Raw genomic sequence first — 18,223 nt, forward strand, 5'->3', positions numbered from 1 at the left:
TTAGTGGCCCTCGGCCGGGATCGTGGGCGCCTCATCGACGCGCTTGGGCTTGGGTTTGAAGATCGTCTCGACGATCACGAAGAACAGCGGGACGAAGAAGATCGCTAGCAGGGTCGCCGAGATCATGCCGCCGATGACGCCGGTACCGATGGCGTGCTGGCTCCCGGATCCAGCCCCGTTAGAAATCGCAAGGGGCAGAACGCCGAAGATGAAGGCCAGCGAGGTCATGATGATCGGCCGCAACCGGATGCGGACGGCCTCCAGCGTCGCCTCGATCAGGCCCAGGCCCTTTTCGTGCAGGTCCTTGGCGAACTCGACGATCAGGATGGCGTTCTTGGCGGCCAGACCCATGGTCGTCAGCAGTCCGACCTGGAAATAGACGTCGTTGCTGAGGCCGCGCAGCGTGGTGGCCAGCAGGGCGCCGACGACGCCCAGCGGGATGACCATGATCACCGACAGCGGGATTGACCAGCTCTCGTACAGGGCCGCCAGTAGCAGGAAGACGACCAGGATCGACAGGGCGTAGAGGGCGGGCGCCTGGTTGCCCGACTCCCGCTCCTGGGCCGACAGGCCAGTCCACTCGTAGCCGATGCCGGGGGGCAGCTTGGCGGCGATCTCTTCCATGGCGGCCATGGCCGCGCCGGAGCTCTTGCCCGGGGCGGGGGCACCCTGGATGTTGACCGACGACAGGCCGTTATAGCGTTCCAGTCGCGGGGAGCCGAAGGTCCACTGGGTGGTGGCGAAGGCCGAGAAGGGCACCATGGTTCCGCTGTTGTTGCGGACATACCAGCGGTTCAGGTCTTCGGGCTTCATGCGGAACGGCGCGTCGGCCTGGACATAGACCTTCTTGATGCGACCGCGATCGATGAAGTCGTTGACGTAGGATCCGCCGAGGGCCGTGCTCAGCGCCGCGTTGATGTCGGTGGTGGTCAGGCCCATGGCGCCGGCCTTGGCCTGGTCGACGTCGATCCGCAGCTGCGGGGTGTCGTCCTGGCCGTTGGGGCGAACGCCGGCCAGGACCGGGTTCTGGGCGGCCATGCCCAGCATCATGTTGCGGGCGTTGATCAGGGCTTCGTGGCCTACGCCGCCGGTGTCCTGCAGCTGGAAGTCGAAGCCCGAGGCATTACCCAGCTCCTGCACTGCGGGCGGCACGATCGGGAAGACCATGGCGTCGCGGATCTGCGAGAAGGCGCCAAAGGCCCGGCCCGCCACAGCGGCGGCCTTGAGGTCGGCGCTCTTGCGCTCATCGAACGGCTTGAGGCTGATGAAGGCCAGGCCCGCATTCTGCCCGGCGCCGGCGAAGCTGAAGCCGGACACGGTGAAGATCGACTTGACCGCTTCGTCCTTCAGATAGTGGGTCTCCACCTGCTTGAGCACGCCCTGGGTGCGCTCATCAGTGGCACCGGCCGGCAGCTGGACCAGGGTGTAGATGGTGCCCTGGTCTTCTTCGGGCAGGAACGAGGTGGGCATGCGGATGAACAGCACAGCCATGACGGCGATGATGGCACCGTAGACCAGCATCCAGCGACCCCGCTTGCCCAGGATGCCCCGGACCGAGCGCTGGTAGTTGCTGCTGGCGTGATCGAAGCTGCGGTTGAACCAGCCGAAGAAGCCCTTGTCGGCGATGGTATGGCCCTTGGCGACGGGCTTGAGCAGAGTGGCGCACAGCGCCGGTGTCAGGATCAGGGCGACCGCCACCGACAGCAGCATGGCCGAGACGATGGTGATCGAGAACTGGCGGTAGATCACGCCCTGCGACCCGCCGAAGAAGGCCATGGGCACGAAGACGGCCGACAGCACCAGGGCGATGCCGATCAGGGCCCCGCTGATCTCGCTCATCGACTTGCGGGTGGCTTCGACGGGCGACAGCCCCTCTTCGCTCATCACCCGCTCGACGTTCTCGACGACAACGATGGCGTCGTCGACCAGCAGGCCGATGGCCAGCACCACGCCGAACATGGTGAGCGTGTTGATCGAATAGCCGAAGGCCGCCAGAATTCCGAAGGTGCCCAGCAATACGACCGGTACGGCGATGGTCGGGATCAGGGTTGCGCGCCAGTTCTGCAGGAACAGGAACATGACGATGAAGACCAGGATCACCGCTTCGATCAGGGTCTTGACCACTTCGTGGATCGATTGCTCGACAAACGGCGTGGAGTCGTAGGGGACCACATACTCGTAGCCTTCCGGGAAGCTCTTCGACAGCTCGGTCATGCGGGCCTTGACCGCCTCGGCGGTGTCCAGCGCGTTGCCGCCGGGGGCCAGCTTGATGGCCAGGCCCGCTGCGGGCTTGCCGTTGAAGTGGGCGTTGAAGACATAGCTTTCCGCGCCCAGCTCGACACGGGCAACGTCACGCAGGTGGACGATGGCGCCGGCGGTGGTGTTGCGCACGATGATCGCGCCGAACTGCTCGGGGGTCTGCAGGCGCGACTGGGCCGAGATGGTGGCGTTCAGGGCCACGCCGGGCGCGGCGGGCGTGCCACCCAGCTGACCGGCCGAGACCTGGGCGTTCTGGGCCCTGATGGCGGCGGTGACATCGGCCGGGGTCAGCGAGAAGCTGGCCAGCTTGTCGGGGTCCAGCCAGATGCGCATGGCGTATTGCGCGCCGAACAGCTGCACATCGCCCACGCCTTCAACGCGGCTCAGCGGATCCTGGATATTGGCGGCGATGTAGTCGGCCAGGTCGACATTGGTCGTGCCTTTGGCGTCTGAATAGAGGCCCACCACCATCAGGAAGTTGCGGGTCGACTTGACGACGCTGAGGCCCTGTTGCTGGACCTCCTGCGGCAGCAGGGCGGTGGCGGTCTGCAGCTTGTTCTGGACCTGCACCTGGGCGATGTCGATGTCGGTGCCGGCCTTGAAGGTCAGGGTGGTCGTGGCCGAGCCGGAGCTGTCGCTGGTGGACGACATGTATTCTAGGCCGTCCAGGCCCTTCATCTTCTGCTCGATGACCTGGGTGACGCTGTCCTCAACAGTCTTGGCCGAGGCACCGGGATAGGTGGCGCTGACCGCGACCTGGGGCAGGGCGATGGCGGGGTACTGTTCGATCGGCAATGACCGAATGGCGAGCGCCCCGGCCAGCATGATCACGATGGCGACGACCCAGGCGAAGATGGGTCTGTCGATGAAAAAGCGAGAAAGCATGACAGACAGGCCTTAGCGTTGCGCGGTGATGACGGCGGCCTTGACGGGCGCGCCGGGGCGGACCTTCTGCAGGCCCTCGACAATGACTTGGTCGCCGGGTTTCAGGCCTCCGGTCACCAGCCACTTGTCGCCGACGGTCTGGCCCACCGTGATCGGGCGCGGCTCAGCCAGGCCCTTGGCGCCGACCACCATGACGCTGGCAGCGCCCTTGGGGTCACGGGCGACGGCGCCTTGGGGGATCAGCATTCCATTGTTGGACGTGCCGGCGCTTAGGGCCGCCCGGACGTACATGCCGGGCAGCAGCACGCCATTGGGGTTGGCGAAGGTGGCGCGCAGGCCGATCGAGCCGGTGGTCGGGTCAACCGTCACGTCCGAGAATTCCAGCCGGCCGGTGACGGGATAGGTCGAGCCGTCCTCAAGCTTCAAGGTCACCTGGGCCGAGCCGGAGCGACCGACCTGACCGCTGGCCATGTCCCTTTGCAGCTTGAGCAATTCGGCCGAGGACTGGGTCAGGTCGACATAGATCTTCGACAGGTCCTGGACGGTCGCTAGGGCCGCCACCTGGCCGGCGGTGACCAGGGCACCGGGGGTCACCGAGCTCTTGCCGATGCGGCCCGAGATCGGCGCGACCACGCGCGTGTAGTTCAGGTTGATCCGGGCGACGTCAACGGCGGCCTTCTGGGCGGCGACGTTAGCGGCGGCCTGCTGACTGGAGGCCTGGGCGTCGTCATTGTCCTGCTTGGAGACCGCGCCACTTTCAACCAGGGCCTTGTAGCGGTCGGCTTTCAGTTTGGCGGCGGTATAGGTGGCCTGGGCCTGGGCGAGACCTGCTGCGGCGCTGTTGTAGGAAGCCTGATAGGTGGCCGGATCGATCTGGTAGAGGGCCTGTCCGGCGCGGACATAGCCGCCCTCCTCAAACAGGCGGGCCTTGATGATGCCGCTCACCTGGGGACGAACCTCCGAGACGAGCACCGCCGAGGTGCGGCCCGAGAGCTCGGTGGTCAGGCTGACGGGCTCCACCCGGGCGATGACGACGCCGACATTTGCTGGGCCGCCGCCCATGCCGCCAGCGCCTGCGGGGCCCTTGCCCTGACCACAGGCGGCGAGGGAAAGCGAAACGGCGGCGAGCACGACGGCGGTCGCCGTCGAACGATGGAATTGCATATGAGACCCCGGAGAGACAGCACGCCCGCCGGGCTCTTGCCCTTGACGAAGTGTGTGTGGTGAACGATTTGAGAATGAACGTTCATTCTCAAGCGGGCTGGACATAAGAGCCCGGTTGTCGCAAGTCAACACCCGGGCCCGGTAGTTTTGGCTGACCTAACGGAAATGTAATGTCGAACGAGACTTTCAATGGATGAACTGGTGATTCCGGCCCGGCCATCGGTGGAAGCGCGTCGCCAGCAAATCCTGGATGCGGCTTGCGAAAGGGTGCGCCAGTCGGGCTTCCATGGGGCGAGCATGGCCGAGATCGCCAAGGCCGCCGGCCTCAGCGTCGGACAGATCTACCGCTACTTCGAGAACAAGGAGGCGATCATCGCCGCCATCGTGGCCCAGGACCTGGCCGAGATGCGCGAGAAGTTCGCCGAGCTGGAAAGCCAGCCGGGCACGCTGCTGGATGCTCTTGAGGATCACCTGCCGGATGGGGTCGAAAAGTGCTTCGATCCGCGACGCGGGGCCCTGATGCTGGAGGTTCTGGCGGAGGCGGCCCGCAATCCCAAGGTCGCGGCCATCGTCCGGGCCGCCGATGCCCAGGAGCGGACCCTGGCGCGCTCAATGCTGGAACGCAGCCGCAAGCCGGAATGGACCGACGCCGAATTCGAGGCCCGCTGCTCGGCGATCGGTCTGATTTTCGACGGGACAGTGATGCGGGCGATCAATGATCCTGAACTCGATCGCGCGGCGCTGACCAAGGTCATCGGACTGATCATGCGAAGCCTCCTGACCTGAGCCTGGAGCCAAAACCGGCCAGCCGGTAAAAGGTTCCAGCCGGGGTGTCCGCGTTTTGCGACCTTTTGTCACAAGCTCGTCGAGGCGTGGGGAGGCTGACAGCGCGCTAGATCGTTGTTGCGTTGGATGAATCTTGAAAATCTAGGATCGCAATGGAGCTTGTCGCTCTGACGCGCCTGAATATTCTCCCGTCATTAACCACGAACTTTCAGACTGAATAAATTGCCTAGGGAGCTTTCTGCAGGGCGGCAAAATGCCGACCGGTTGTCAAAATGACGCCGGATCTCTCCAAGAAGGATCCTTCGTAATGGCGCTGAACAGCATCAACACGAACAGCGGCGCTCTGATCGCGCTGCAAAACCTGAACACCACCAATTCCGAACTGGCCAACGTCCAGCAACGCATCAACACCGGTAAAAAGGTGGGCAGCGCCAAGGATAACGGGGCCATCTGGGCGACCGCCAAGGTCCAGACCTCGCAAGCCTCGTCGCTGAACTCGGTGAAGGACTCGCTGCAACGCGGTCAGTCGACCATCGACGTGGCCCTGGCCGCCGGCGACACCATCACCGACCTGCTGGGCAAGATGAAGGAAAAGGCCCTGGCCGCTTCCGACACCTCGCTGAACACCGCCTCGTTCAGCGCCCTGAAGGCCGACTTTGAGTCCCTGCGCGATCAGGTGACCAAGGCCGCCAGCAACGCCAAGTTCAATGGCGTCAGCATCGCCGACGGCACCACCACCAAGCTGACCTTCCTGGCCAACAACGACGGTTCGGGCTTCACGGTCGCCGCCAAGACCCTCACCCTCGCGGGTATTGGTCTGACGACGACCTCGTCCTTCACTGACGCCGCCACCGCCAAGACCATGATCACCACGGTCAGCACGGCCCTGCAAACGGCGACCAACAAGCTGGCCTCGCTGGGCACCAACTCGACCGGTCTCGACACCCACCTGACCTTCGTCGGCAAGCTGCAAGACAGCCTGGACGCCGGCGTTGGCAACCTGGTGGACGCAGACCTGGCCAAGGAAAGCGCCAAGCTGCAGTCGCTGCAAACCAAGCAACAGCTGGGTGTGCAGGCGCTGTCGATCGCCAACCAGTCGTCGTCTTCGCTTCTGAGCCTGTTCCGTTAAGCCCAGGCTTTTCGACGCATGGCAAAGGGCGGGTCCTCACGGACCCGCCCTTTTTCTTTGCAGGCTACTGGATCAGCTGGCGACGCAGGGCGGGAACCGCGTCGCCCAGGGCCTTGGCGACCATGGCCGAAAAATAGTCGGCTCCCTCGTAACCCAGGTGGGTGTAGTCGAAGGTCTGCTTGGGCGTTCCCATCGGCTCAGCAGCGGCATTGCTCTGTATCGGTGCGGATACTGGGGGCGGCGCCGGCGGGACCGTGGCTCCGGGAATGGCCGGCTCATAGAACCTGGCCTCGATGGTCGTGCCCGATTTTGCAGCCTCTCGGACGCGCGGGTCAGGCGCGCCCTGCGCGAACGTCATCGCCTCGACCGGCCCCATAGCCTGGACAGCGGCGGTGCTCAGGGCATGCAGGTCGACCAGCGGGGTCTGGGTCTGCGCGGCGACCTTTCGCACGGCGGCGGCCCAGGGGCCCAGGTCGTCGACCAGCTTGCCATCCTTGAACTGCCGACGGGTCAGGGGTGTCAGCAGTACCGGCTTGGCACCGGCTGCGCGGGCTTCGTTGACATAGCGCGCGATGTTGGCCGGGAACTCGGTGGCCAGATCCGTGGAGCGCCCCGGCTTGCCCGGCTGGTCATTGTGTCCGAACTGGATCAGCACATAGGTGTCGGAAAAGCCGCCTGACCGGATCTCGTACATCGCCAAAGCCCAGGAGCCCTCGGCGCGATAGCTGCCGCTGCTGCGGCCGCCGCGCGCCAGATTGATGCAGGCGACGAACGAGGTGACGTGCTTTCCGCAGAAGCTGGGGCCCCAGCCGCCCTGCACGGCGGTGGTGGAATCGCCAATCAGCACGATCTTGGGGGATTTGAACGGTGCCGGTTCGGGGGCGGTCTGAGCGTGAGCGGCGAAGGGCGTCGCCAGCAGAGTGGCAGCGAGGAGGAGGGGCTTCAGGGACATTGTTTCTCGCCTGACTTGATGACAGCTGCTGCGGTTACGCCAGCGCCCGGTACTTGAACCCCTTGAACCGCGCCGAGCCCTTGCCGGCGGCATAGAGGCCTGGCTTCAGCATCAGGAAGCCGCCGCGCACATTGTGGTGGTAGCCGCTGACCTCCATGCCCCGGTCAAAGCGTTTCCAGGTCTGGCCGCCGTCGCCGCTGGTGTGGAAGCTGACGATATGGCGGGTATTGCGCAGCCGCATCAGCATCTTCGATCCGTGCGGATTGGCCGGTCGGCCGCGCTCGATACCGTACTGGTGAGTGACGAAGTTCTTCTGGTCGAAGCCCAGGCCACAGTAGAGCTGGCGATCATAGAACAGGATCAGGCCGGCCCGGGTCTCGGGATCGATCTCGATCTCGCACTCGATCTCATAGGCCTGGTCGCCATTGACGAAGATCAGGGGCGAGCCGCTGGATGGAGCCTCGCCGGCGCCCTTCAGGGTCAGGACGCCGTCCTTGCGGTTGATGCGGTCCTGCTCGCCCGGCTTGGGGTCGAAGAAGTTCCACTGCACGCCGTACTTGTCGGTGCTGAAGTCGTCCGACAGGGCCATGCCGTGCGGTCCGCTCTTGCCGCCTTTGGGCTTGGGCATCGGCGTCGCCAGATCGCCGCCGCCGATGTCGAACCAGCCGTCCCGGGTCCAGGTGACCGGGGCCAGCAGGGTCTGGCGGCCCAGGGTGTAGAAGCCGTTTTCATAGCCGTGATAGACGGTCCACCAGTCGCCGGCCGGACCTTCGACCAGGGTGGCGTGGCCGCGTGACCACCATTTCTCGGTGTTGTCGACGGTGCGGACCAGCGGGTTGCGGGGATGATCTTCCCACGGACCGGCCAGAGACTTGCTGCGCGCCACGATGACCATGTGGCCGGTCGGCGGGCCGGCGGTGCCGCCCACGGCGGTGATCATGTAGTAGTAGTCGCCCTTCTTCATGACCTTGGGGCCTTCGGGCGAAAAGCCCTCCACGTCCCAGTCATCTGGATAGCGCCAGGGATCATAGACATGCTCGGGCTTGCCTACGGTCGACAGACCGTCGGGTGCCAGTTGGATGCGATCACCGCCCGACAGGAACAGCCAGCGCACGCCCTTCTCGTCGACGATGTGGCCGGGGTCGATATAGCGCGGCAGCTTCAGGTCGATCGGTTCGGACCACGGCCCCTCGATCCTGTCGGCCCAGATCACATAGCTGGTGTTGTTGTTGGGGTATTTGGCCGGGATGTAGATGTAGAACCGGCCCTGGTGCTTGCAGATTTCCGGGGCCCAGACCGAGCCGATATTGGTCTTCAGGCTGGCCACGACGGGCACCCAGTTGACCAGGTCGCGGCTGTGCCAGATCAGCAGGCCCGGATAGGCGTCGAACGAGCTGTGGGTCATGTAGTAGTCGTCGCCGTCCTTCAGGATCGACGGGTCGGGCCGGTCGCCGGCCAGGATCGGATTGAGGAACGTCCCGTCCCCCAGGTCGGCCTTGCGCTGGCCCTCGACGCCCTTGGCCCAGGTCAGCGTCCCGGCGGGAGCGGGGCCGGGCAGGGTGCCCATCTGGGCGGCCTGGCCCGCTGTCGGTAGCGCCGATACGGCGGCTCCGGTCAGAAGGGAGCCCAGCGCTCCGCGGCGGCTGATCTGAACCATCGGCGTATCCTTCCCAAGCTTTACAGGGCTGCGCGAACTGAGGCCGCGCTGGCGGTGTTACCGGTCACTAAGCGGCAGGAATCCAGGATTGTCTACCGGTGTCATTGCCGGACCAGTAGCTACTGCTCGGGCGCGAGGCAGCCTACCTCGTTGGGGCGAAGTTGATGGGGACTATTATGCGCCTTCCGCCGACGGGTTCGCCATCCACCGTCTTTGGTTGCATTCTCATGAGCTTGGACATTTTCAGCGCAGCCTCTCCGAAGCCGAACTCAGGTGGGGTTTCGGACAAAACCTTGCAGTCCTCAAGCTCACCTTTGGCGTTGACCACGCACTCTAGCGTCGCTTTGCCACCGACTTTCAGGCTTTTCGCGCGCTCCGGGTACAAGTTCAGTGGTTCAGCAGCGGATGCTTCGTGTGCCGGGGGCTGTGCCTGGGCGGATCCAGCGAGCGCGAAGGCGATTGCCGCGAGGAGCAGTGGTCGAAGCAAACGGCGACTCCATGACGGGTTGAGCTTGGGAGCTATGAACTCTCTTCTGGCTTGCGGCCAATAAAAAACCCTCCCTCGCAAGCGAGGGAGGGCTTTCTGGGGCCTCTAGAGAATCCTTACCCCACCATGTCTTCCAGCTCGGTGCCGCGCGTTTCCTTGATCAGTTTCTGAACGAGGAAGAACGAGACCACGGCGCTGGCGGCATAGAAGCCGTAGGTCGCCGACAGGCTGAGCTTGGCCATGGCCGGGAAGCTGAACGAGATGGCGAAGTTGGCGATCCACTGGGCAAAGCCCGCCACGGCCAGGGCTGAGCCGCGCATCTGGTTGGGGAACATCTCGCCCAGCATGACCCACATGACCGGGCCCCAGGAGAGGTTGAAGAAGATCACGTACAGATTGGCGGCGACCAGCGCGATCGGGCCGACGCTGGCGTCCAGGTGCAGGGCACCGTTGATCGTGGTGGCGGTCGAGAAGCACCAGGTCAGCACACCAAGGGTCACGGCCATGCCGACCGAACCGATCAGCAGCAGCGGCTTGCGGCCGATCTTGTCGATCAGGGCGATGGCCGCCAGACAGGCCACGATCGACAGGGCACCTGACAGGATGTTGATCTTCAGGCTGTCGTCTTCGGTGAAGCCGACCGACTGCCACAGCACAGAGCCGTAGTAGAAGACGATGTTGATGCCGACGAACTGCTGGAAGACCGCCAGGACCAGGCCGGCCCACAGGATCGGGCGGATCTTGCGGCTCACCGGGTCCAGCAGGTCAGAGAACTTGGGCTTGTGGTCGGCGTTCAGCGAGGCGCGGATCTCGGCGACCTTGGCCGCGCCCGTGCCGGCCCCGAACAGGCGCGACAGGATCTTTTCGGCTTCGGCTTCCTTGCCCTTGGCCACAAGGTAGCGCGGGCTTTCCGGAATGGTCAGCAGGGCGAAGAAGAACACGCCGGCCGGAATCACCTGCATCCAGAACATCCAGCGCCAGGCCGGCAGGCCCAGCCAGAACTCTGCGGTCGAGCTGCCGGCGCTGTGGGCCAGCGCATAGTTTGCCACGAACGCGCCGGTCAGACCGGTGATGATCATGATCTGCTGCACGGACGACAGGCGACCGCGAATGTTGGCGGGCGTGACTTCCGAGATATAGACCGGGCACAGCACGCTGGCGGCGCCCACGCCCAGACCGCCGATCAGGCGGAAGATGACGAAGATGGTCGAGGTGTCCGCCGCGCCGGTGCCGATGGCGCTGACCACGAACAGCAGCGCCGAGATGATCATCACGGTGCGACGGCCCCAGACGTCGGCCAGACGGCCGGCGGCAAAGGCCCCGAAGGCGCAGCCGATCAGGATGGCGGCGACGTTCAGGCCGGTGCCGAATTCGGTGAGATTGAAGGCGCTGTTCAGGCCTTCCTGCGTGCCGTTGATGACACCGCTGTCGTAGCCGAACATAAAGCCGCCGATGGTGGCGACGGCGACGATTGCGGCCACGAAGGCCATGTTCACCTTGCCGCCGTCGGCGTTCATGCCGGCGCTCGGCCCGGCGCTGGATACTGATGCCACTGGTGTCCTCCCCATGGCCCGTGGGCCGCGTTTGATCCCTGAGTGATGCTTGCTGGCCCACTCGTTGTGGCGGACCTTAGTGTTACCGGTATCAGCGCGCAAGCGGTGTGCTTACCTCCAGATTCGGACGGAGGGCTGTCGAACCTTAGCCTGAAAAACCGTGGCGCTGGAGACGCAGGTCGCCGGCCAAGCGAAACATTGCCGAAAAGACATTTGATAGCCGTGAGAGGGCGCGGTCTACGCGTGCGATCCCGCACCGGCGCGCCCGCGACGGCGGGCCTGTCGAGGTGCTTGTCTTGCGCTTGAAAGTCTCCCTTCTCGCTGCCGCTGCGATCATCCTGCCTTGCGCGGCCCAGGCGCAAGCCCCAACCCCGGCACCGGCCGCCAAGCCGCCGGTCGCGCCGGCCGGCAAGCCCGAGGCCGCCACCGCCGTCGAGGGTGTGGTGGTGACCAGCGACGCCACAGCCATGCGCACCTCGATCGACCGCCGCAGCTACAGCGTCGCCAATGACCTGTCGGCCCGCACCGGCTCAATCGCTGACGCCCTGCGTAACGTCCCCTCGGTCGAGGTCGACGTGCAGGGCAATGTCAGCCTGCGCGGCGACGCCAATGTCACCATCCTGATCGACGGCAAGCCGTCCGGCATGTTCAACGGCGACGGCAAGGCCGACGCCCTGCAGCAACTGCCCGCCGACCAGATCGACCGGGTCGAGGTGATGACCAACCCTTCCGCCGCTTTCCGTCCTGACGGCTCGGCCGGGATCATCAACTTGATCACCAAGAAGACCAACAAGGCTGGGACCACCGGCTCGGTGCGCCTGAATGTCGGCCCCAATGGACGCTACAACGGCGGGATCAGTGCCAACCGCCGGGCGGGCAAGCTGACCCTGTCGGGCGACGCCGGCTATCGCTATGACACCCAGAAGGGCGTGCAGACGATCGACCGCTCCGCCCTTGATGCGGCCAGCGGCCTGTTCCTGCCCAGCGTTTATGACGCCGCCCAGGAAAACGAGGGCGGCGGCCTGAACCTGCGGGGCGGGGTCGACTATGACCTGGACAAGCAGAACCGCCTGAGTGGCGAGGTCCGTTTCCGCGGCTTCAATTTCGACAGCGACGTCTTGGAGACCTATTCGGCCCGCAACGCCCTGGGCGGCGTCTCGCGCGCCTACAACCGGACCTCGGACGCCAGCCTGGAGCGCAACAACACCGCCGTCAGCGCCGACTGGCGCCGGCAGCTGAAGGGTGCCGACCATCTGCTGACCACGCATCTGGAATATGAGGTCACCGACTTCACGCGCGACGCCAACGCCATCCTGCGCAACACCCCCGGTGCCACGGTCTATGAGGCCCAGGGCTTTGGCCTCGACCAGACGCGCACCAACCTAAAGGTCGATTACAGCAAGCCCCTGCCGGGCGACGTCAAGCTGAAGGCCGGTGTCGATTTCGAGGTCGCCCAGAACGACTATGACAATCGCGGTGCCACGGGCGCGGCGCCCGGCTCACTGATCGTTGATCCCAACCGCACCAACCGCTTCCTTTATGATCAGGACGTCTATGCGGCCTATGTCACCTATGAGCGGCCGTTCGGCGACTTCACGGTGCAGGGCGGTCTGCGGGCCGAGCAGGTGCAGATCGACACCAACCAGCTGACCTCGAAAGAGAAGAACCAGAACGACTATTTCAAGGTCTATCCCAGCCTGCACATGGGCTACACGCTCAACGAGAACAACACGTTGAGCGCCAACTACAGCCGTCGTGTGCAGCGGCCGGGCGCTCAGGACCTCAATCCTTATCGGGTCTATATCGACCCCTATAACTACCGCTCCGGCAATCCGGACCTGAAGCCCCAGCAGACTGACTCCTATGAGCTGGGCTGGCAGTATCGCAAGGCCCAGACCTACTATCTGGCCACGGTCTATGCGCGCCAGAACAAGGAGAGCGTCACCGAGGTGGTGCGCGAACTGGGCGACGGCGTGCTGCTGACCACCAAGGAAAATCTCGGCAAGAACAACAGCGTCGGCCTGGAGCTAGCGGCCAATGGTCGCCTGACACCCAAGCTGACCTACAATCTCAGCAGCAACATCTTCCACAACGAGATTACGGCGACCAATCTGGGCTTTTCGGGTACGCGGTCGGACACCATGGTCTCGGGCCGCGTCAATCTGAATTGGCAGGCCACGCCCAATGACTTCTTCCAGCTCAACGCCTTCGCCTCGGGCAAGCGTCTGACGCCCCAGGGCTATCGCCAGCCCGCGCAGTCGATGAACCTAGGATATCGCCGCAAGGTCAGCGACAAGCTGTCATTCGTGGTCACGGCCCAGGATGTGCTGGACACCCTGAAGGACCGGGTCGTCATCGACACCCCGACCCTCCGTGATCGGACGGAGCGCTCGGCCAATTTCCGCTCTGTGTTCTTCGGCTTCACCTACAGCTTCGGCGGCGGCAAGCCGCGCCCCGAGCAATTCGACTTCAGCACCGGTCAGGTGGGCGGGTGAAATCCCCGCCGGTCGGCTGTGACGTGGGGTGATTTCGTGGCATAGCGCCAACGTCACACGGGATTTGGAGCGTGTATGAGCGTCGTTGCGGCCATCGCCTATGTGGATGGAAAACGGTCCCGCACCCTGGACCTCGATGCGCCTGACGACCTGGTTCCGCGCGAGGGCGAGTTTGTCTGGATCGGGCTGGTCGAGCCGAGCAAGGCCGAGTTGGCCGTGCTGCAGGATCGCTTCGGCCTGCATCCCCTAGCGGTAGAAGACGCCCTGCATGCCCGCCAGACCCCCAAGGTCGATCTCTATGGTGAGCAGCTGTTTGTGGTGGCCAAGACCGCACAGCTGAACGACGGGCGTATCGAGTATGGCGAAACCGACATCTTCGTGGGGCCCCGCCACCTGATCACGGTGCGCCACGGCTCGGCCCGGGCCCATACTGACCTACGCGATCATCTTGAGGCTACGCCCCGTTTGCTGGCCCATGGCGGCGACTATGTGCTGCACGCCGTGCTCGACTTCATCGTCGACGGCTACCTGCCGATCGTTGATGCTATTGACGACGAGATGGCCGACATGGAGCGGCGGGCCCTTGATCACTTCCTCAACCGTTCGGAAGTGGCGCGGATCTTCACCCTGCGCCGCGAGCTGATGCGGTTCCGCAAGCTCTTGGGGCCGATGGAGCAGGTCGCCAGCGAGCTTGAGCATCACGACATGCCGTGCATCGACGCCGAGGTGAAACCCTATTTCCGTGACGTGCGCGACCATATCGGCCGTGTCGCTTCGTTGGTCGAAGGCCTCCGTGACGTGCTGACCTCGGTGTTTGAGGTCAGTTCCCTGCTGGAGCAGCAGCGTCAGGGCGTGATCACCCGGCAACTGGCCGCCTGGGCCGCCATGCTGGCTGTGCCCACCGCCATCGCCGGCATCTACGGCATGAACTTCGAGCACATGCCCGAACTGCGCTGGACCTTCGGCTATCCCCTGGCCGTCGGGGTGATCGTCGGTGTTTGCCTTGTGTTGTACCTTCGATTCAAGCGCGCCAAGTGGCTGTGACGCCCCGGGCACATGCCGCCCGGGACCCCTCCATTATTCGGCCGGCTTCAGCTTGTCGGCCGTGCGCAGCTCGAAGTCGCTGGCGTCGTGGCGCTCGGGCAGCTGGCTTGAAGGCTCGCCGAACACGCGGTTGACCATGCGGCCCCGCTTGACCGCCGGGCGGGCACCCACCAGGTCGGCCCAGCGCTGGACGTGCTTGTAGTCCTGCACCGACAGGAACTCGCCGGCCTCGTACAGCACGCCCTTGGCCATGCCGCCGTACCAGGGCCAGATGGCCATGTCGGCAATGGTGTAGTCTTCGCCGGCCACATAGGTCGTCTCGGCCAGACGGCGGTCGAGCACGTCCATCTGGCGTTTGACCTCCATGGCATAGCGGTCGATGGCATATTCGATCTTCACCGGCGCATAGGCGTAGAAGTGCCCGAAGCCGCCGCCCAGGAAGGGCGCGCTGCCCATCTGCCAGAACAGCCACGACAGGCACTCGGCCCGCGCCGCCGGTTCGGTGGGCAGGAAGGCTCCGAACTTTTCAGCCAGGTGCATCAGGATGGCTCCGGACTCGAAGATCCGGATCGGGGCCTGCCCGCTGTGATCGATCAGGGCCGGGATCTTGGAATTGGGGTTGGCGTCGACAAAGCCGCTGCCAAACTGGTCGCCGGCCCCGATATTGATCAGCCAGGCGTCATACTCGGCGCCTGCGTGGCCCAGGGCCAGCAACTCCTCGAGCATGATCGTGACCTTGACGCCGTTGGGCGTGCCCAGGGAATAGAGTTGCAGCGGATGCTTGCCGATCTGCAGCGGCTTGTCCTGGGTCGGACCGGCGATCGGCCGGTTGATGGCGGCAAAGCGCCCGCCGTTCTCCTTGTTCCAGGTCCAGACCTTGGGCGGGACGTAGTCGGCGGTTTCGGTCATCGGCAGCCTCCGGGCAGAGCGTCTCTGCGCTCCTGATGAACCTCAATGTGGCGGGTTGCGTTGCGCAGCGCCAGAGCGCCCCGCCGAGTGGGTGCAAGTTTCGGGGTGACAGAGCCTGCAAACAAGTGGCATGCTTGTTGTCATATTATTCGCCCGGAACCATCCTGGCGGCTTTTCCTGGAGCCCTCTGATGCAGGTCACCAATGCTCACGGCCCAACCCCGGCCCAGCAACTCGCCGCGTTCCAGCGCGATGACGGCAAGCCAATCTACATGCTCAACCTGCTGAAGTTCCGCGAGCAGGCCGTCTATCCCGACGGGCGCGAGACCACGCTCAGCGGGGCTCAGGCCTATGCCCTCTATGGCCGGGCGGTCAGCAAGATGGTCGCCGAAGCCGGCGGCAAGCTGGTGTTCAGCGCCCAAGTGCGCGGCCTGCTGATCGGTGAGGTCGAGGGGCCGTGGGATTCGGTGGCGGTGATGATGTACCCGTCGTTCAAGGCCATGGCCGAGATCCTCGGATCGCCCGCCTATGCCGAGATCCATGTCCACCGCGATGCCGGGCTCGAGGGCCAGGTGCTGATCGAAACCGTGATGGGCTGAAGGAAGGGCTGCGGCGATGTCGAGCTTCTGGGTCTGGGGCGTCGCCCTCTGTCTCTATGGCCTGTTCCTGGCCTGGTATGTGAACTGGCGCGGCCCGCTGTCGACGGCCGAGGTCGCGGACCTGATCGGCCGGATGAAGGCCGCCAGCGTCGGCCGGGGCGGGCCCGACGAACTGGCGACCCTCGAGCGCTTTCTGTCGGAAGACGACGGGCGCGAGTTCTTCATGCTCAACGTCATTCGCATGGCCGACGGGCCGGTGGCCGATCCGGCGACCGGCGAGCTGAAGCCCGCGCGCCAGGTCATGGAAGGCTATACCCGCATGTTCCTGCCGGCCCTGTTCCGGAAGGGAGGCCATCCGGCCCTGGCGGCGCGCCAGGTCGGCGGCCTCGTTGACACCTGGGGGATCGAGGACTGCCCCAAATGGTCGATGATGGGCTATGTCCGCTATCGCAGCCGCCGCGATCTAGCCCAGCTGGTTTGTGATCCACGCTTTGCCGGGGCCCATGCCTTCAAGCATGCGGCCATGCCCCAGACCTTTAACTTCCCAACCCGGCCGATGATCATGACCCTGGCCGGACCCCGGTTGTGGGTCGGTCTGGTCCTGGCCCTGGCAGCCGCCCTGGCCCAGGTGGGGTTGCTGCTGTCGGCGGCCGGGACCTGAGCCTTGCGGCCGCCGCCGAGGCCTATCGAACGGGTTCCAGGGTCACCAGAACCAGATCGTTTAGACGCATTGTCAGGTCGAAGCTGAAGCCGCCCTTGGCGTCGACCTCCACCACGCGATCAATCTCGGGCGTATCGGCGGTCAGGCCGTTCAGGGTGCTGATCTGGGCCGAGGTCAGGGCCTTGGGCGCGCCCATTTCCAGATAGGCCGTATAGGCGTCATTGGCCTTGAAGCCGGTGCGACGCGCCTGCAGGCGGTAGCGGCCTGGCTTGAGACCGTCCAGGGCCAGAGCCACCGGCGGGGCGGCCGAGGTCGGCTGGACCTTGGTGAAGAACGAGCGGTTGCTGACCGGCTGGACGGGGGTCTCGAAGTTCCAGACCAGGGCCGCGACCCGGCCGCCGTCGACAGCCGCGAGGACCTCGGGATCGCTCCCGGGGATTTCCAGGCCGCGCAGGGCGTTCAGGTACTTGTAGGCAAACCAGGACGGCTTGCGGATGCCCTGCGGGTTCATCAGGCCAAAGCCGCCCTGGAACGGCGCGGTCGGCGGGCCGGGCTCTTCGAACAGGTCGCTATAGGTCCAGTAGCTCATGCCCTGGATCATCCCCTTCACGCCCTTGAGCTTGGAAAGGATGTAGGCGGCGCTGTGATAGCTGTCGTGGACGGAGTCCCGCGGATTGTAGCTGGTGCTCCATTCGGTGAAGTACAGCGGCAGGGTCGGGAAGGCCGAGGCGCTGATCTGCTCGCGCACCCGGCGCACATCGCCGATGACGGCATCCGGATGGGGCGACAGCTTGGTGTCCTGCTCGCCCTTCTCGTCGAGGAAGCCGCCGTCGACGCCGTAGGTATGGGTGGTGACAAAGTCGACGGCGACCTTGTTGACCTGGCAGTAGGCCAGAAGCTCGGGAACCCAGGCCGCGCCCGCCGTCGAGGGCCCGCCGACCTTCAGGGCCGGGTCGATGGCCTTGATGGTCTTTGAGGTCAGGGCAAAAAGGTCGAAATAGACCTTTTGGTCCGCCTTCTCCCAGAAGCCGTCGAGGTTGGGCTCGTTCCAGACCTCGAAGAACCAGGTGCGGACCTCGTCCTGGCCATAGCGGCCGATCAGGTGGCGCGTGAAGGCGTCGATCAGGTCGCGCCACGGGCCAAACTGCGGGTGCGAGGTGTTGCCCTTCCAGTAGAAGATCGTCTGCTCGGAGGTCTTCATCGCCGAGGGCGTGAAGCCCAGCTCGATGAACGGCTTGATCTTCAGGGCCAGCAGACGGTCGTAGAGTTCGTCGATCTTGGTCCAGTTATAGGTGATCTTGCCGTCGGCAGCCTTGTTCACCGTGCCCAGCACGTCGTGGAAGATGTCGTGGAAGCGGATGTAGCGGAAACCCAGCTCGTCCACGGCGGTCTTCAGCTGGTCCAGGCTATCGTCGCGCAGCAGGGTGCCCGGATAGTCCGACCCGATCGAGAGGTCGTAGAACCGGTCCATCGGCACGCTGGCCTTGCGGACATCCAGGCCGATGCGTCGCGGGCCCGGCGTCGCGGCCATGGCGGGGAGGGCGGTCAGCGTGGCAGCGGTGGCCAGCAGATGGCGACGGGTCAGCATGGGCTTCCTCCCTGATGGTCGGCTCCGGCGCTCTGCAGGCGCCTGAAGCCGCGAAC

General features: G+C 64.9%; 14 protein-coding genes. 6 read left to right on the forward strand and 8 right to left on the reverse strand.

The annotated features are described in order from the left end of the window. Positions 1-3,144, reverse strand: a complete 3,144-nt coding sequence (locus ACW179_RS10640) for an efflux RND transporter permease subunit (protein WP_492059492.1) — start codon at positions 3,142-3,144, stop codon at positions 1-3. Between the two features lie 12 nt (positions 3,145-3,156). Beyond that, the gene (locus tag ACW179_RS10645; protein ID WP_492059493.1) at positions 3,157-4,308 is read right to left on the reverse strand and encodes an efflux RND transporter periplasmic adaptor subunit; all 1,152 of its coding nucleotides are present in this window, start codon (positions 4,306-4,308) and stop codon (positions 3,157-3,159) included. A 189-nt stretch (positions 4,309-4,497) separates the two neighbouring features. Between ACW179_RS10645 and ACW179_RS10650 the strand changes: the two genes are divergently transcribed. Together ACW179_RS10650 and ACW179_RS10655 are read left to right on the forward strand one after the other, a co-directional pair. Then, positions 4,498-5,094 (forward strand): TetR/AcrR family transcriptional regulator, encoded by a 597-nt coding sequence (locus ACW179_RS10650; RefSeq protein ID WP_492059494.1) that lies wholly within the window; start codon positions 4,498-4,500, stop codon positions 5,092-5,094. A gap of 307 nt (positions 5,095-5,401) precedes the next feature. Beyond that, the gene (locus ACW179_RS10655) at positions 5,402-6,223 is read left to right on the forward strand and encodes a flagellin (protein WP_492059495.1); all 822 of its coding nucleotides are present in this window, start codon (positions 5,402-5,404) and stop codon (positions 6,221-6,223) included. 64 nt (positions 6,224-6,287) lie between these two features. Here the strand turns inward: ACW179_RS10655 and ACW179_RS10660 are convergent, their stop codons facing one another. The 4 genes from ACW179_RS10660 to ACW179_RS10675 all read right to left on the reverse strand — a co-directional run bounded on the left by ACW179_RS10660 (position 6,288) and on the right by ACW179_RS10675 (position 10,872). Next, on the reverse strand, positions 6,288-7,175 hold the full coding sequence (locus tag ACW179_RS10660) for a rhamnogalacturonan acetylesterase (protein WP_492059496.1): 888 nt from the start codon (positions 7,173-7,175) through the stop codon (positions 6,288-6,290). Positions 7,176-7,209: 34 nt separating this feature from the next. Further along, positions 7,210-8,832, reverse strand: a complete 1,623-nt coding sequence (locus tag ACW179_RS10665; protein WP_492059497.1) for a family 43 glycosylhydrolase — start codon at positions 8,830-8,832, stop codon at positions 7,210-7,212. A gap of 142 nt (positions 8,833-8,974) precedes the next feature. Continuing rightward, positions 8,975-9,319: an energy transducer TonB gene (locus tag ACW179_RS10670; protein WP_492059498.1), complete on the reverse strand. Its 345-nt coding sequence runs from the start codon at positions 9,317-9,319 to the stop codon at positions 8,975-8,977. A 116-nt stretch (positions 9,320-9,435) separates the two neighbouring features. Next, positions 9,436-10,872: a sugar porter family MFS transporter gene (locus ACW179_RS10675; RefSeq protein WP_492059499.1), complete on the reverse strand. Its 1,437-nt coding sequence runs from the start codon at positions 10,870-10,872 to the stop codon at positions 9,436-9,438. Between the two features lie 302 nt (positions 10,873-11,174). On the opposite strand from ACW179_RS10675, the gene ACW179_RS10680 reads away from it, so the two are divergent. Next, complete coding sequence (locus ACW179_RS10680) at positions 11,175-13,367, forward strand: TonB-dependent receptor domain-containing protein (protein WP_492059500.1); 2,193 nt, start codon at positions 11,175-11,177, stop codon at positions 13,365-13,367. 75 nt (positions 13,368-13,442) lie between these two features. Further along, positions 13,443-14,411, forward strand: coding sequence for a magnesium and cobalt transport protein CorA (locus ACW179_RS10685; RefSeq protein WP_492059501.1), 969 nt, complete (start codon positions 13,443-13,445; stop codon positions 14,409-14,411). Between the two features lie 33 nt (positions 14,412-14,444). Here the strand turns inward: ACW179_RS10685 and yghU are convergent, their stop codons facing one another. Further along, positions 14,445-15,320 (reverse strand): glutathione-dependent disulfide-bond oxidoreductase, encoded by an 876-nt coding sequence (gene yghU, locus ACW179_RS10690; RefSeq protein ID WP_492059502.1) that lies wholly within the window; start codon positions 15,318-15,320, stop codon positions 14,445-14,447. Positions 15,321-15,510: 190 nt separating this feature from the next. Here yghU and ACW179_RS10695 point away from each other — a divergent pair, with 190 nt between their 5' ends. Both ACW179_RS10695 and ACW179_RS10700 read left to right on the forward strand, forming a co-directional pair. Further along, on the forward strand, positions 15,511-15,918 hold the full coding sequence (locus tag ACW179_RS10695) for a DUF1330 domain-containing protein (protein WP_492059503.1): 408 nt from the start codon (positions 15,511-15,513) through the stop codon (positions 15,916-15,918). A gap of 16 nt (positions 15,919-15,934) precedes the next feature. Beyond that, positions 15,935-16,579 (forward strand): hypothetical protein, encoded by a 645-nt coding sequence (locus tag ACW179_RS10700; RefSeq protein ID WP_492059504.1) that lies wholly within the window; start codon positions 15,935-15,937, stop codon positions 16,577-16,579. 22 nt (positions 16,580-16,601) lie between these two features. On the opposite strand, the gene ACW179_RS10705 is transcribed toward ACW179_RS10700, so the two are convergent. Then, positions 16,602-18,167, reverse strand: coding sequence for a GH39 family glycosyl hydrolase (locus tag ACW179_RS10705; RefSeq protein WP_492059505.1), 1,566 nt, complete (start codon positions 18,165-18,167; stop codon positions 16,602-16,604). Positions 18,168-18,223 lie beyond the last annotated feature (56 nt).

It is taken from the genome of Caulobacter sp. AVps18 (assembly GCF_058681425.1).

Excerpts from the sequence above, each read along its gene's own strand:
- ACW179_RS10665 (WP_492059497.1), bottom strand. The coding sequence starts at position 8,832 with ATGGTTCAGATCAGCCGCCGCGGAGCGCTGGGCTCCCTTCTGACCGGA.
- ACW179_RS10640 (WP_492059492.1), bottom strand. The coding sequence starts at position 3,144 with ATGCTTTCTCGCTTTTTCATCGACAGACCCATCTTCGCCTGGGTCGTC.
- ACW179_RS10695 (WP_492059503.1), top strand. The coding sequence starts at position 15,511 with ATGCAGGTCACCAATGCTCACGGCCCAACCCCGGCCCAGCAACTCGCC.
- ACW179_RS10655 (WP_492059495.1), top strand. The coding sequence starts at position 5,402 with ATGGCGCTGAACAGCATCAACACGAACAGCGGCGCTCTGATCGCGCTG.
- ACW179_RS10700 (WP_492059504.1), top strand. The coding sequence starts at position 15,935 with ATGTCGAGCTTCTGGGTCTGGGGCGTCGCCCTCTGTCTCTATGGCCTG.
- ACW179_RS10650 (WP_492059494.1), top strand. The coding sequence starts at position 4,498 with ATGGATGAACTGGTGATTCCGGCCCGGCCATCGGTGGAAGCGCGTCGC.
- ACW179_RS10685 (WP_492059501.1), top strand. The coding sequence starts at position 13,443 with ATGAGCGTCGTTGCGGCCATCGCCTATGTGGATGGAAAACGGTCCCGC.
- yghU (WP_492059502.1), bottom strand. The coding sequence starts at position 15,320 with ATGACCGAAACCGCCGACTACGTCCCGCCCAAGGTCTGGACCTGGAAC.
- ACW179_RS10645 (WP_492059493.1), bottom strand. The coding sequence starts at position 4,308 with ATGCAATTCCATCGTTCGACGGCGACCGCCGTCGTGCTCGCCGCCGTT.
- ACW179_RS10660 (WP_492059496.1), bottom strand. The coding sequence starts at position 7,175 with ATGTCCCTGAAGCCCCTCCTCCTCGCTGCCACTCTGCTGGCGACGCCC.
- ACW179_RS10705 (WP_492059505.1), bottom strand. The coding sequence starts at position 18,167 with ATGCTGACCCGTCGCCATCTGCTGGCCACCGCTGCCACGCTGACCGCC.